Raw genomic sequence first — 15,217 nt, 5'->3', positions numbered from 1 at the left:
CTCCGACAACGGCGATATAAGCGCTGGCGAGGCCCCCGCTACGTTCATCGAGTATGCCATCCGCGACACCGGCGTGGGCATCGGGCCTGACATCCTTGACAAAATCTTCGATCCATTCTTCAGCACCAAAACGCACGGGACCGGCTTAGGTCTTGCCTCCGTGCAGAAAATCATCGAAGCTCATCACGGGCAGATCAGCGTTGAAAGCCAGCCCAACCAGGGAACGACCTTTACCATTCGACTGAGACAAGAACCCTAGCCCCTGCGGGGAAATCCGAAACCCGAAGCACGAAATCCGAAACGTTTCGGATTTGGGATTTCGTGCTTGGAATTTCCCTCGAAGAGGGTTTTCAGTTTCTCTTTTCGGGCACAACATTAAATACCAACCGTCGCCCCTCTCTGATGACTTCGACCTCGACGGCTTCGCCGGCTTTCAATTCGCCAAGCACAAACATGTAATCATGGACGTTTTTGATCTTGGTGGCGCCAATGCGAACCAGCACATCGCCGGCCTTCAAACCAGCTTTCTCAGCCGCGCTGCCTTCGCGCACGCCGGAAATCTTCATGCCCTCTGCCTCTTCGGCATAATCAGGCATCACCCCGAACGTGACGCGGAAACCGCGGCGGCCCATCTCAGACGATTGCGTCTTGGTGAACGATGGTCGCGTCGGTAGCGCCTGAATCTTCATCAACGTGTCGTAAATGAACTGAACCACACGCGCTTGCCCTTCGGCATTGATCTTGTCGAAATCATCCGATGGCTTGTGATAGTCGCTATGCGTGCCGGTGAAGAAGAACAAGACGGGGATGTCTTTCAGATAAAATGCTGCATGATCGCTTGGACCGGCTCCGTCAGAAGTGAGCTTCAACGTGAACCTCGTGGTCCCTGGGTCGTGATTCGTGATCCGTGATTCGGGCGATGAACCGGCAGCCGGCTGCGATAAGTCACGATTGACTTCTTCCAACAAGGCAGGCCATTGCGGCGACGTGCCAACACCCTGCACGTTCAACGTGTTCTCCTTGAGCCGCCCGATCATATCCATGTTGAGCATGGCAATGGTGCGCTCCAACGGAATGACCGGATGTTTGACGTAATAGTTTGATCCGAGCAATCCCTCTTCTTCGCCGGAAAACGCGATGAATAACAGACTGCGCTTGAGTTCAGACCGTCGAGCCGCGCAAAGCTGCGCTAATTCCAGTAACCCAGCCGTGCCTGACGCATTGTCATCAGCGCCGTTATGCACTTCGCCACGTTGCTGCGGCGCAAGCGAGCTTGGCCCACCTAACCCAAGATGATCATAATGAGCGCCGATAATGACAACCTCGTGCTTCAGATTTGGATCGTTGCCCTCGATGTAGCCGATGACATTGTCAGCCGGCTGCGTGTCCTTCACCAGATCAACCTGCACGCTGGCTGTCACGCCCGTGAGCACCCGCGAACTGGGCTTCTGCTGCTGGTTGATTTGATTCTGCAACTCATCCAGGTTAGCCCCACTGGATGCGATCCACTCGCGAGCCAGTTGACGGCTCACGCCCACAGCCACAATGCCGGCATCAGAAAAGCTGTAATCAAATTCCAACTGCGCCAGCTTGTTGTTCTTGAAATCCTCGTCGTCGGCGATGAAGATAATCGCCCTGGCTCCCCGCTGACGCGCCATCAAGGCCTTGGCCCGCAAACTGGCATGTCGCTCAAATCGGCTGTGCGGATGATCCCCTTCAGGCGAGTGCCGCAGCACCATGACGATGCGACCGGCCACCTCTATTCCGGCATAATCGTCATACCCGAGGTCTGTGGCCGAAATGCCATAGCCGGCAAACACCACTTCACCTTCAACCGACATCGGCGCAGAAAACGCCATCGGCATGAAATCCTGTTTGAGCGTCCACTGCCGTGCGCGACCGGCCATGTTCGATGACAGATGGTTCTTCTCCCCTAATTTCACGCCAGCAATAAAGGGGAACGTCTGAAAGTAGCTGCTGCCGACGGCATCGCCCAACGGCTTCACTCCATACGAGCGGAACTCATCAGCAATGTAGCGAGCCGCTTCCCGCGCTTCAGGCGTGCCGGTGAATCGTCCCTTCAAATCATCAGAAGCCAGGTAGCGAATATGCCAGTAGAGTTCTTGCGGCGTGATCGCAGACACGACGAACGTTCGTTTGTCGCCGTACTCCGAAGAGGTCACCCTCAAAGCCAACCCCATCGTGACAATGACTAAAGCAATTACGAGCCAATAGCGCGTTTTCATGTCTCCCTCCCATAGCCCGTGCGCCCCTGCGGGAAAATCCCAAGCCCCTGCGGGGAAATTCCGAAATTCGAAGCACGAAATCCGAAACGTTTCGGATTTGGGATTTCGTGCTTCGGATTTCCCTCGAAGAGGGCTTGGGATTTCCCTCGAAGAGGGCGCCGTTTCTATCCTTGGTAATGTTCACTAGCACACGAGTGATTCTCCAGAAATTCAAAAAGAAGTCAACTGTCTCAAAAAAATTGCAGGATGAACTTATTCGTGATTCGTGATCGGTAACCCCTGCGGGGAAATCTGAAATTTCAAATCCGAAATCCCAAACGTTTCGAATTTCGGATTTCGTGCTTGAGCTTTCTCTGGTCCACGGTCCACGGACTGTAGGATTTTTGTACGGCTTCGATCCTTCCTTGACTGGTTGTGGTGTTGCCTTGACCGACCGGATAAGACACAATGTCCGCTCATCAACCATGCAGGTACGTTTTCCGTCATCAGCAGGAGTAATGCTTGAAGGCATTCTTTGGACGCCGCCTGCTCATGCACAAACTCGCGTGGCGCGTGGCGCGATTGTGTGTCACCCGCATCCACAATATGGCGGCAGCATGCATAACAAAGTCGTATTTCGCGCAGGCCGCGCTCTGCACCAACTGGGCATGGTGGTCTTGCGCTTTAACTTTCGCGGCGTCGGCCGTAGCACCGGCTCGTATGATTACGGTCATGGCGAACGAGCTGATGTGCAGGCGGCCATTGATTACCTGAACCAGCAGTACCCCCAGATTGAAATCGTTCTGGCTGGCTTCTCATTCGGCGCATGGGTCGGGCTAGCCGTTGGCGCGCAGCACGGGCGCGTCTCTCACCTGATCGGCATTGGAATGCCGGTCAATATGAATGACTTTTCTTTTCTCGTGAACTGCACAAAACCAAAACTCTTCATTCAAGGCAGCGAGGACGAATTTGGCTCAATCGAGTGCATGCAAGCCCTGCTCTTGACGATCCCGGAACCGAAGGAACTGGTTTGGGTCGAAGGCGCTGATCATTTTTTTCATCGCAAGCTCGAGCCGCTGGCCGACGCCATCACTGATTACTTCACCCGATGAACGCACTCCCAATTCACATCAAAATGGACGTCATTCAAACGCTGGCACTGGCCGCCGTAGTGTTGATGGTAGGCATCAGCCTGAAGCGTCGGCTGAGCTGGCTCGACCGATTGAACATTCCCGCAGCCGTCATTGGCGGATTGCTCTGCTCAATTGTGTTTTTGACGTTGCGAGACCGCGTCGTTAACGTGGAGATGGACCTGACGCTGCGCGATCTGCTGATGATCGCGTTCTTCACGACGGTTGGATTGAACGCAAGCCTTCAGCTCATCAAACGTGGCGGCTGGCAAGTGCTCGTCTTCTTTGGCTTGGCCAGTCTGTTAGCCGTTGTACAAAATCTTGTCGGCATCGCGCTGGCCCGATTGTTTCACTTGCATCCGCTGCTGGGCATCATTGCCGGGTCGGTCAGTCTGACCGGCGGGCCTGCTACCAGCCTCGCTTTTGGCCCGACGTTCGAACAACTCGGCATCAGCGGCGCCACCACCTTGGGATTGGCTTCAGCAACGTTCGGTATCACGTCGGGTGGCCTGCTGGGCGGCCCACTTGGAACTCGCCTGGTTGAACGATACCGCCTGCTCAAGCACTCACCGAGAATGCATGCGCCATCGGCAGTACCAGCCCCGCCCATTGCGCCCGAGGTTTCATCTGTTGACAACGGGTCAATCTATGAAGAAGGGGCGGAAAAATCTGATGTGCTGCGTAGCCTGATGATCGTCGCTATCGCCATGGGCATCGGTTCGATCATCGGCAAGTGGATCAGCGCCAAAGGCATCGTGCTGCCGGCTTATATCGGCGCAATGATTGTTGCAGCCTTATTCCGTAATCTTGATGACCGCTTCAAGTTCATCCACCTTTCGCCCGCCAACGCTGAAGCGATTGGCAACATCTCGTTGTCGCTGTTCATCTCGATGGCCTTGATGAATCTGAAGCTCTGGGAGCTGGTAAACCTGGCGCTTCCTCTGCTCGTCATCTTGCTGGCCCAGGTCCTCATCACTGTTGCGGTGGCTTATGTTGTCTCGTTTCATCTGATGGGTCGGGACTATGAGTCAGCCGTGATGGCTAGTGGGTTCCTCGGGTTCATGCTGGGCACGGCAGCCAATGCAATCGCGTGCATGGACGCGCTAGTGGAAAAATTCGGCGCAGCCCCGCGCGCCTACTTAGTCGTTTCAATCGTCGGCGCCTTTCTGATTGATTTCACCAACGCGCTGATCATTACCACGATGGCCAACCTGTTCAAGTAACCGGCGACAGCACCCTCTTCGCGGGAAATCCGAAGCACGAAATCCCAAATCCGAAACGTTTGGGATTTCGTGCTTCGAATTTCGGATTTCCCCGGAGGGGCTTCCGTGGCTCCTTGACCGGCCTTGGCACATACAATAGCATTACCCGTTCGTTCCCGCGTGGTGGAATTTATGCGCGGAGGTCACTGGGAGGAGGTCATCATTGTTTGTGTCGCGCTGGGGCTCGGTCTGCACCTGGCAGGGCTGACTCCTGTCCGAGCCGAGCGATTGCCGATCAGATACTACACCACCGACGACGGACTGGCGCACGATCGCGTCAAACGCATCGTGCGGGATTCACAAGGATTTTTGTGGTTCTGCACGCTCGACGGTCTCAGCCGATTCGATGGACAACGATTCACCACCTACCGGTTGAACGAGGGCTTCGTTCAATCATTCAACGATTTTCTGGAAACGCGCCAGGGGGAATACTGGGCGGCCACCAATGGCAGTGGTGCGTGTCGCTTCAATCAATCTCCCAAGTATCCACCGTCTGAAATTCGAGTCAGAGAGAAGCCCCGTGAGACAGAGAGCCTCTTTACCGTCTACCCAGTCGGCGATATGGCCGTGAGTAATCGCGTGAATGTTTTGTATGAAGACCGCAGGGGGAGCATCTGGGCTGGGACTGATGGCGGCTTGTTTGCGCTGGACCGGGCTCATGGCGAAACATCATTCGTCCCGGTCGCGCTGGGCATCATGCGCTATCCCGACGCCCTTGTGCAGGTTTGGGCGATCACCGAAGATGCCGAGGGCAGCTTGTGGATCGGCACCAAGTATGGTCTGGTGCGTCGCCTGCCTGATGGGCAAATGATCCACTATGACCTTCGGCCATCACCCACCGGCACAGACACGGTCTGGTCGTTGTTCAAAGACGAGGAGGGCAGAGTGTGGATCAGTCATCAGGCGGGGTTGATTGTGTTGAAACCATTACCCGCATCAGCGACGCAGGCCAGGCATCGCGCGTTGTGGCTGACGCTGATCAAGAACCGCACGCCATCCCCGTCAGAACTGTCTGATGTTCAATTGCCCGTCAGGCCCGGCCAGGCGCGATGGTTGACCGTTGCGGATGGATTGGGCAGCAACGAAGTGCTCGCCGTCAGGCAGCTCTCCGACGGGAAGTTTTACATGATCACCACAGGCGGCTATCTGACCGAGTTCGATAGCCGACGGTTCAAGACGTATTCAACCGCGCAGGGGGTAAACGAAAACTTGTCCCTCTCGATGGCTGAAGATATTGCCGGCAATCTGTGGATCGCCACGTTCTCGGCGGGCGCGATGATGCTGGCGGGAGCTGGATTAGTCACCTACACGAAAGCCGACGGCCTGTGGTCGGATCAATACGCCACTATCTTCGAAGACGCGGCAGGGGATTTGTACTGCTGGGGTGACGGCTGGCGGATTCATCGCTTCGATGGCCGGGGTTTCACCTCGGTCAAGCCAAAGCTGCCAAAACACATCACGGATGCTGACTGGCGCACGTACCATCAAATCCTTAAGGACCGCACGGGTGAATGGTGGATCGCTACCAGCGATGGATTGTATCGTTTCCCGCAGGTGCGCCGGTTCGAGCAATTGGCGCACACACCTCCCAAAGCGGTCTACACGACGCGCGATGGGCTGGCCGGCAATGACGTGACTCGCCTGTTTGAGGACTCGCGCGGAGACATCTGGATCGGCACTTTCGCTCCTGACCGCGAGGTGGTGACTCGTTGGGAGCGAGCGACCGGGTTGTTCCATCGTTACTCTGACGCTGATGGATTGCCGAGGTTGGAGAGAGTATCGGCCTTCGGCGAGGACAATTCAGCCAATGTGTGGATCGGATTCTTCGGCGGCGGTCTCGCGCGATACCGAGCCGGCCGTTTCACCTTGTTTACTTCAAAGGAGGGTCTCGTTGGTCGCACGGTCTTTGCGATCCACCGCGACCTCGCGGGTCGGCTCTGGATATCACTGGCGGCTCCGAATGGGTTGTACTACGTCGCTGATCCCACCGCGGAGCGGCCACACTTTGCCAGGACTACGGTGGCCAACGCGCTGGCGGGCAGCTTTGAAGCGATGACCCAGTTCGGCGCGATCACAGAGGACGAGCAGGGGCGTATCTACTTCGGCGCCACGATGGGGATCGGACGGCTCGATCCGCAGACCGGCCACGTCAGGCGCTACACCACGGCGGATGGGCTGGCGGCCGCACAAGTCCTTTCAGCGTACCGTGACCGAAAAGGTAACCTCTGGTTCGGCACGATCAGAGGATTATCACGGCTCACGCCCCAACCTGACCGGCCGGCTTCTCCGTCCCCGGCGTTCATCAGCGGCCTCAGGATCGGAGGAATCAGTCACCCTATTTCCGTCTTCGGGCAAAGCGCCGTCTCTATCCTGGAGATCGGGCCGGATCAAAATCAAATTCAAATTGATTTCTTCGGACTCAGTTCTGCTGCGGGCGGACTCTTACGCTATCAGTACAAGTTGGAAGGCGCTGACCAAGACTGGAGCGCGCCGACCGATCAACGCACAGTCCATTACGCGAAATTATCACCCGGCACGTATCGTTTTCTGGTGCGTGCCGTCAGCGCCGACGGCGTGGCCAGCCCAACGCCGGCCACGGTTTCCTTCACCATCCTTCCGCCAATCTGGCAGCGCTGGTGGTTTCTGACACTGATGGTGACAGTCATTGGGTTGGTGATTTATGCCATCCATCGTTACCGCGTCGCTCGGTTGCTCGAACTGGAGCGAGTGCGCACACGCATTGCCACCGACCTGCACGACGACATCGGCGCCAGCCTGTCACGAATCGCCATTCTCAGCGAGGTGGTCAAACAGCACAATACAGTCACCCGTCCGGAATCGGCTCAGATGTTGACTCAGATCGCCGAGATGGCACGCGAGTTGGTGGGCACGATGAGCGATATTGTCTGGTCCATTGATCCTCGGCACGATGATCTCAGCAACGTCATTCTTCGCATCGCCAACCTCGCCTCGCAGGTGCTGGAAACCAAAGGCATCGCTTGTGAGATTCAAATGCCATCGGACCCGGAGAAGGTGAAGCTGACGCTGGAGCAGCGCCGCCACTTGTATTTGATCTTCAAGGAGGCCATCAACAACATCGTGCGCTATGCTGATTGCACGTCAGTCCGGCTCACCATCACCATCACGGAGAGCCAATTGCAAGCGGAGATAGCCGATAATGGGCGCGGATTCGTCGAAGAAGATGGTGGGAGACAAATTCGTCAGGGACACGGGTTAGAGAACATGCGAGTGCGAACCGCCCAGCTTGGCGGTCAGTTGCGAATTGATTCCACGCCGGGCCACGGAACGCGGCTCACTTTGACGGTGCCGCTACGTTAGTCCTTTGGCGCTCAGCCCCTGCGGGGAAATTCGAAGCACGAAATCCGAAATCCGAAACGTTTGGGATTTCGGATTTGGAATTTCAGATTTCCCCGCAGGGATTACGGTCACGAATCATGGATCACGAATTCTGTGCTAATCTGTGTAATCTGTGGCTCTATTCTACGGATCACGGATCACGGAATGCGCCCCCCAAAAATGACAACAGACAGAGAAAACGGATCACTCGGTGCATGAACATGCGCTTGTGGAGCGCCATTGAATTTGGTTACTATCACGTTTCATCCTGGATAGCGCCGTATGCAAACAACCGAGTCAACCCGCGTGGTCCTGATCGAAGACGACCGAGTGGTGCGCGACGGCTTGAGCGCTCTTATTAACGGCACACCGGGGTATCGCTGTATCGCGGCCTTTGGTTCGGTAGAAGAGGGACTGCGACTGATTGACCGAGAGGTGCCTGACGTCCTGCTGCTGGATATTCACCTACCGGGAATGTCTGGCTCTGAAGGCGTTCGTCTTCTGAAAGAACGATTCCCTAACATGCAGGTCTTGATGCTCACGATCTACGAAGATGAGGAGAGAGTCTTCGAGTCGCTGTGCAATGGAGCCTGTGGATATTTGTTGAAGAACACGCCGCCGGCGAAGCTGTTGGATGCCATCCGGGAAGCCCATGAGGGCGGCTCGCCGATGTCGCCGGGGATCGCACGGAAAGTCGTCCGGCTGATTCAAGAAACGGGACTGCCAGAACAGCCTGAGTATCGCCTCATGCCGCAAGAGAGTCGCCTGCTGGAACTCTTATCCAAAGGCGCGACCTACCAGGCGGCGGCCAATCAACTGAACATCAGCATCAATACCGTCCGCAAATATATCCGCAGCGTCTACGTTAAACTCCAAGTTCACTCCAAATCCGAGGCCGTGCGCAAAGCCCTCAAAAGCGGCCTCATCTCCTAGCCTTCAGACATCAGACCACGAGACCCTCTTCGAGGGAAATCCCAAGCACGAAATCCGAAATTCCAAACATTTGGATTTCGGATTTGGAATTTCGGATTTCCCCGCAGGGGCTGCTGTCTTCTGGGTTTTAGAGCGGTTTGCGAATGAGTTTGTCTTGGGAGCGTACGCTTGCAGCGTTCATCAACCCGCAGGATGCGGGGCCCCCAAGCTAATTGAAAATCGCTCTAGGCCTGAGGCCTGAACTGGGTGGCGCATGAACTGACCCTTTTTCTCGCTTGAGGCAGTAATTCCCCCGAAAAAATGCATGATCATGCGCTTATGCCCGATCTCAAAACGGGCTATGCTGGGTCTTCATGACGCTGAGGCGACTTTGATGAGGGAGAGAATGAGAATGGCGGCACCTCTTTTGAGAACGAAATCCATCCGGCGGCTTGGCGCATTTCTCTGCGCTTGGGTTGGTGGACTGTGTCTCGTCATCGCACCGAGCACGGACGCACAACACGGCGCGCCGGATGTTCGCGTGATGGTCGGTGATATTACCGACAAACGCACGACCGGCCAATTCTTCGCCGAGTGTGAAGTTGAGCTCAAGATCATCGGCGATGCAGTCGCTGAATCGGCTGGCCTTCGGGCCATTCGCATTAAGTCCGCCAGTGATGACACCGGTCGTGACCTGCTCAAAGAAGACAAAGCCTCGCCCCCGCTCGAGGGGATCAGCACCGAACAGAAGACCAGCCTCGAAAAGACCATCAAATTGAAAAACCCGGCCCGCAGCGCCAAGTTCATCAAATTGCTGGAAGGGGAAGTCGAACTCTTTCAACCCACGCAGGCCAATGGCGGTGTGATCATCGAGAAGCGATTTATGGCGCGGGCCAACGAACCCCTCCAATCACCGGCGCTGAAACAGTGGAACGTTCAGATCACCTACATGACTCAAGAAGGGTTGGAAGCCAAGAAAAAGGAAATCGAGAAGAAACAGGAGGCAGGCGAGAAGATCGCTGAAGCCTTCGCTCAATTGGTTCAAGGGATCTTTGGCGGGATGATGTCCGCGGACGAAAACAGCCTGTACTTTGTGATTGAAGATCCTGATGGGCGGGTAGTTGATCTGGCGTTCCAAAACGGCCAAGGCAAGCCCATTGAAACACACAGTCGCACCCGCTCAGGAGCGCTGGTGGCCTACGGGTTCAGCGAGGCCGTGCCCGGCCCTGATGCGCAACTTGTCATCTACTTGGCCACGCCAGCTTCTTTGAAGATCGTTCCGTTCAAGGTGGAAAACATTCCGCTGCCCTGAGCAGTGTCTTGTTCCAGGTGGAAGGTGACACTGGACTATGAATTTCGATCAGAGAAGGAGGTCATCGAGCTACCGAGCCTACAGAGGCGTCATTGGAATGAAATACCGCCGTGGCTTTGTGACTCTGTGGCCATTAAGGAGGGATCGAACAATGACAGTCAAATATCAGATCAATTCGAAACGTTTGGGATTTCGATATTCGGGCTGGCGGATTTCCCTCGAAGAGGGTGACGTTGCTCTTTTTCGATTTGACCGTCTCTGAGGTGAATGATGCGATGCGCGTGCTCGGCCACCGACGGCTCGTATGTGACCACAATGATGGCATTGCCCTGTTCATGAAGCCGGTCGAAGAGGGCCATGATTTCGGCGCCGGTTTTGGTATCCAGCGCGCTGGTCGGCTCATCGGCCGGCTGCAATATACAACAAAGGAGGACCTATGACACTCAGGAACCCATCACTTTCACACATTTTGATGCGAATGATCAAACCCATCACCTTTGCCCTTGTGGGCTTGTTTATTGCTGCGACTCCCAGCGTCGCTCGCGCCCAATGTAATGCGTACTTGCAAGAGTTCGCTCAATGGGCTCAAGCAGCTCCAGAAAACGTTGTCGCTTTCGAAATGGTCTCTCATTACAGAGCTAGCTCTTCTGAAACCGCCACCCAAATGTCAACTTACACCAAAGGCACGCTCGATCTGAGCACATTCGCGGGCATTGGTTTCTTGAGAGGCAGTGGAAAACGCTTCGTTGACGACCGGGAGTGGCACCAAACGAACTGCGCGGGTGGATTCGGCGCGGGGCCATTTCCGTTCGACCCAGATGCGACCGACCAACTGGGGGTGAGCATCAGCCTGCTCGATCATCGAATCACGCTCACCTTCGCCAATGGGGCGCAGCGGACTATTCAAGCGCCGCAGTGCGCCAATGGGGTCATGTATGGTTTCAGCGATGCCCCCGGTACATTGTTGCCTGGGACGATGTATGTCTTGAGTCTCAAGAGGGCGACGGTCCCGAAATGAAGCTGGGAAGATAACACCATACGGGCCACTGGTGGCTTGGGTGAGGATTGAAACCCATGGTTCTTCCGCTTCGCTCTGGGCCACCAGGCCGACGCCTCATGAAACTCAGTGGCCAGTAGAACTACTGAACACTGATCACTGAACACTGGCTCCTGGTGATTTTGGGAAGAACGCAAATTTTAAGAAAGGAGATGAACATCATGAAAACGACATCACTGATTCGATCTTTACCGGTGCGCGAGCACCGAACATTCTTGGTTGTGCTGCTCTGGGTCGGGCTGGCTTTCGGGCCTGCTCTGACCCAGACAACATTTGCCGACCACAAAGGGCAACAGCGTGAGGAAAAAGACTTCAACCACGCTCTGACCCAAACCGCGTTCATCTACCAAGGCCAACTGAAAGACGGTGGCGTGCCCGCGAGTGGCACCTATGACTTTCAGTTCACCTTGTACACGGCGCAGACGGGGGGTGATGAACTCGGTTCAATCGTCCACGAGGGCATCGTTCTGACCAACGGGTTATTTAAAGTGAAATTGGACTTTGGCCACGCCGCTGTTGAGGGCCAAGAAAGTTGGCTGAAAATCGCCGTGCGCCCGAGTGGCGGTAGCGAGTTGTACACGGTGCTGTCACCGCGTCAGCGGCTGACGCCCACGCCGTACGCGATCTTCGCCCAGCAGGAGCGATGGAGTTTGATTGGCGTGCCGGTGGGGTTTCCAAGTGATGTGGAGGGAGCGAAAGGCGTGGACGCAGTGAAAGAAGAAGAGACGCCGGCAACTGCCAGCACGACGGCCGCAGCCCCGCAAGGCACACCCAATTTTGTTGCTAAATTCGACAGCCGAGGCGTCGCCACGCTCGATTCGATCATGTTTGATAATGGCACCAAAATCGGCATTGGGACGATGGCACCGCAGGCAACATTTGAGATTCACCAACTTATTAACCCTTCGTCTCCGTCTTTTGCTGTCAAGAGGGGCGGACGTTCACCTTCATTCGATTTTATTGTTGATAACCTGGGCAACGTCGGCATCGGGACGACAACACCGCAGCATCTTCTCGATTTAGGATCAAGCATTGGGAGAAAACTGGCGGTTTTCCAAAACTCAGCCGGCAATAATTTTCATGGTTTTGGCGTTTCCACCGACGCCAAGTCCCTGCTTTTTTATGCCGGGGCCCCAGGAGGTTTTCTCAGCCTACCATCAATGGTTCTCACGGAGGAAGGCAAGCTCGGCATCGGGCCGGTGATCCCGACTCGGCAACTGGAAGTATTGGCTACCCAAGGGGTTGCCCGGCTCACGACGTCCAGCAGTAGCTTTGGCTCGGTGCTCGAACTCAAAAACAATGCCTCATCCCCAACCTTTCTGGGCGCCATCAATTTCCTTACGTCAGCCGATGCGGTACCCGGACAGATCGCCTATCTAGGCACGACCAATGAGATGACGTTCAGGACGAACGGGGCTGAGCGGATGCGCATTGATTCCAGCGGCAACGTCACCGTCTCCGTGCTCCAAATCACTGGCGGCAGCGACCTGGCCGAGCCATTCGAAGTCAGCCGGGCCGAGACCATCGAGCCTGGCATGGTCGTCGCCATTGATCCAGAGCAACCCGGACGCCTGCGGCTCGCCGACAAAGCCTACGACCGCACCGTCGCTGGCATTATCAGCGGGGCCAACGGGATCAATCCCGGTCTGACCCTGAAGCAGGAAGGCACAGTGGCCGACGGCTCGCTGCCCGTGTCGCTGACGGGTCGGGTCTACTGCTGGGCCGATGCATCTTATGGCGCAATCGAACCCGGCAATCTGCTGACCACCTCCGACACGCCGGGTCACGCCATGAAGGTCACCAATCACAAAAAGGCTCAGGGTGCGATCATCGGCAAGGCGATGACGGAGCTGAAGCGCGGCAAAGGGCTGGTGCTGGTCCTGGTGTCGCTCCAGTAACGATGAATGCAGAATGATGAATGAAAAACAGATGCCTGAATCCGTTCATTATTCAGCGTTCAGCATTCAGCGTATTAAGGAATGGAGCAAAGGAGGAACGATGGCTATGAACATTTGGAAGAAAGACACATTTGGCATGAATATACCCATGACTTTCCTGGTCCTGGTCCTGGTTCTGGTCACCGATGCGTGGGCGCAGAAAACTGAGAAGGTCACTCATGAAGCGTTTCCTGAGCGAGTTCCTATGGATGTGCAGGCGGCGGCGAAACAGGCGCCCGCGCCGATCAGTCTCCACTTGGCCGACGCGTTCCAGGAAGGGCGCAATGTCTATGACCTGGGTCCGGTGAGTCCAGAACAGATTGCCGCGGCGGACCAAGCGGCGGCCAAGAAGTATGCCCATGTACGTCCAGGCCCACTCCGCGTGGGTCTGGTTCGATCCATCGGCGCAGTTCCGCTCTTGATCAAGAATTCCGCGCTGCGGAATGCATTACCCAACGGAGGCAACCTGTGGACGTTGGCCATCCGGTCTCCTGGCGCGTTCGGTCTCCGCCTTCACTTCACGAACTTTGATGTGGGTGAAGGGTCAGTTATCGTCTACGCCCGTGATGCAGACGGCCTGATCGTGCGTGGCCCGTTCACTGGAAAGGGATCGGACGGGACCGGTGAGTTCTGGACTGCCTCGCTGCCTGGCGATACGGCGTTCATCGAAGTGTCCGGAACCGATGAGCCACAACTTGAGGTGGCTGAAATCCTGCACTTTGACAAGGACCCGGCAGGGTTGGTTCAAGGCCAAGCAGGAGTGGCGGCACCCCAACAACTATCCTGCCACCTCGACGTGATGTGTGAGTCTGTCAATCCATTTGCGCGTGACGCAACGGGGCAGATGAATTTCATAGCGGGTGGTCAAGGAGTTGTCTGCACCGGTACGCTTCTTAATGACCTTGACGACGAGACATTTGTGCCATACTTCCTCACGGCGTACCATTGTATCAGCACACAGGCCGTCACCAACACGCTGGAGGTTGTATGGTTCTGGCAACGTAACTCGTGCGGGGGATCGCTTCCCAATTACATGTCACTACCGCGCAACACCGGTGGCAAGCTGCTCGAATCCAACCCCGATGACGGCGGCAACGACATGACCTTCATCCGCCTCAATGGGACCCTGCCTCCGGGCGTCGGGCTGGCCGGCTGGACGACTGGCCATCCCGAAACGGCTCACGGTATTCACCATCCCGCTGGGAGCTGGAAGCGAGCCGTTTTTGTGAGTCCCGTCGGTGTCTGCGGCGGCTGCACTTTCTGTGCAGACCCGTCTGATTACGACTTCTACGACATGGACAAAGGACTCACCCAAAGCGGATCGAGCGGTTCAGGTGTCTTCAACAGCGCTGGACAACTGGCCGGGCAACTGTACGGGCCCTGCTGCCCTGATCCGGCCGATTGTGGTGATGAGAATATCAATTGCGACAACAGAGACGAATTCAAAATCTTCTACGGCGAGTTCGAGACGACGTTTCCGATCATTCAACGCTGGCTCAAGATGGGCGGCACCATCCACGTGGATCGCACCAACTTATTTGGTCCGGAGACAGGCGAATCCAATAAGCCGTTCAACACGGTCGGCGAGGCCAACAGCTTGGCCTGGGATGGAGCGCGGATCAAGATCAAAGGTGGCTCCTATCCCGAAACGCTGACGTTCGCCAAGAGGCTGACAGTGTTCGCTCACGGAGGGACGGCGACCATCGGCAAGTGACATCCGGGGTGGCCAATTTCTCCAAAAATTTGCCACCCTCCAGCAAGGAGGCGAAAGTGAAAAGGCTGACAAACCATTGGAGCAAGATTTTTGTTGTAACTATGGTGACAGTTTTAGTTGCGGCAACCCTGCACATCGAGGGGTTCTCGCAAGGGGTGATTACTTGGGAGCCAACCAACGGGCCGTGGGGCGGGCATGTCCGGGCACTGACAGTGAATGCTGGTGGGGATATATTTGCTGGGACGAATGGCGGCGTGTTCCGCTCCACCGATGATGGTGACTCCTGGACCGCCATTCACACGGCCTGACCA

At 56.0% G+C, this 15,217-nt stretch carries 11 protein-coding genes and 1 pseudogene; 10 read left to right on the top strand and 2 right to left on the bottom strand.

Annotated elements, in window-relative coordinates:
* On the top strand, positions 1 to 259 hold a 259-nt coding region (locus tag NZ823_05360; protein MCS6804558.1), incomplete at its 5' end, for an ATP-binding protein.
* A 91-nt stretch (positions 260 to 350) separates the two neighbouring features.
* Here the strand turns inward: NZ823_05360 and NZ823_05355 are convergent.
* Positions 351 to 2,246, bottom strand: coding sequence for a M28 family peptidase (locus tag NZ823_05355; protein MCS6804557.1), 1,896 nt, complete (start codon positions 2,244 to 2,246; stop codon positions 351 to 353).
* A gap of 497 nt (positions 2,247 to 2,743) precedes the next feature.
* On the opposite strand from NZ823_05355, the gene NZ823_05350 reads away from it, so the two are divergent.
* The 5 genes from NZ823_05350 (at position 2,744) to NZ823_05330 (ending at position 10,198) form a co-directional block, all read left to right on the top strand.
* A complete protein-coding gene (locus NZ823_05350) occupies positions 2,744 to 3,337 on the top strand; it encodes an alpha/beta fold hydrolase (protein ID MCS6804556.1) in 594 nt (197 codons plus the stop codon).
* Positions 3,334 to 4,578 (top strand): sodium/glutamate symporter, encoded by a 1,245-nt coding sequence (gene gltS / locus NZ823_05345; GenBank protein ID MCS6804555.1) that lies wholly within the window; start codon positions 3,334 to 3,336, stop codon positions 4,576 to 4,578. Before NZ823_05350 ends, gltS begins: the two co-directional genes overlap by 4 nt.
* Positions 4,579 to 4,749: 171 nt before the next feature.
* Complete coding sequence (locus NZ823_05340; protein ID MCS6804554.1) at positions 4,750 to 7,956, top strand: histidine kinase; 3,207 nt, start codon at positions 4,750 to 4,752, stop codon at positions 7,954 to 7,956.
* A gap of 300 nt (positions 7,957 to 8,256) precedes the next feature.
* Complete coding sequence (locus NZ823_05335; GenBank protein MCS6804553.1) at positions 8,257 to 8,907, top strand: response regulator transcription factor; 651 nt, start codon at positions 8,257 to 8,259, stop codon at positions 8,905 to 8,907.
* 391 nt (positions 8,908 to 9,298) lie between these two features.
* Entirely contained in the window at positions 9,299 to 10,198 is a 900-nt protein-coding gene (locus NZ823_05330; protein ID MCS6804552.1) for a hypothetical protein, read from the top strand.
* Between the two features lie 170 nt (positions 10,199 to 10,368).
* Here the strand turns inward: NZ823_05330 and NZ823_05325 are convergent.
* Positions 10,369 to 10,605 (bottom strand): annotated as a pseudogene (locus tag NZ823_05325) (macrolide ABC transporter permease/ATP-binding protein MacB).
* 257 nt (positions 10,606 to 10,862) lie between these two features.
* Here NZ823_05325 and NZ823_05320 point away from each other — a divergent pair.
* The 4 genes from NZ823_05320 to NZ823_05305 all read left to right on the top strand — a co-directional run bounded on the left by NZ823_05320 (position 10,863) and on the right by NZ823_05305 (position 15,214).
* The gene (locus NZ823_05320; GenBank protein MCS6804551.1) at positions 10,863 to 11,216 is read left to right on the top strand and encodes a hypothetical protein; all 354 of its coding nucleotides are present in this window, start codon (positions 10,863 to 10,865) and stop codon (positions 11,214 to 11,216) included.
* 260 nt (positions 11,217 to 11,476) lie between these two features.
* Positions 11,477 to 13,153 carry a hypothetical protein gene (locus tag NZ823_05315; protein MCS6804550.1) on the top strand — a complete coding sequence of 559 codons (1,677 nt, stop codon included), beginning with the start codon at positions 11,477 to 11,479 and terminating at the stop codon, positions 13,151 to 13,153.
* Positions 13,154 to 13,253: 100 nt separating this feature from the next.
* A complete protein-coding gene (locus tag NZ823_05310) occupies positions 13,254 to 14,906 on the top strand; it encodes a hypothetical protein (GenBank protein ID MCS6804549.1) in 1,653 nt (550 codons plus the stop codon).
* Between the two features lie 56 nt (positions 14,907 to 14,962).
* A complete protein-coding gene (locus NZ823_05305; GenBank protein ID MCS6804548.1) occupies positions 14,963 to 15,214 on the top strand; it encodes a hypothetical protein in 252 nt (83 codons plus the stop codon).
* The last annotated feature ends 3 nt before the right edge of the window (positions 15,215 to 15,217 follow it).

This window comes from Blastocatellia bacterium, assembly GCA_025054955.1.
Lineage (GTDB): Bacteria > Acidobacteriota > Blastocatellia > HR10 > J050 > JANWZE01.
The sequence above is the reverse complement of the archived record's forward strand: the minus strand, read 5'-3'. Positions and strand labels throughout refer to the sequence as shown.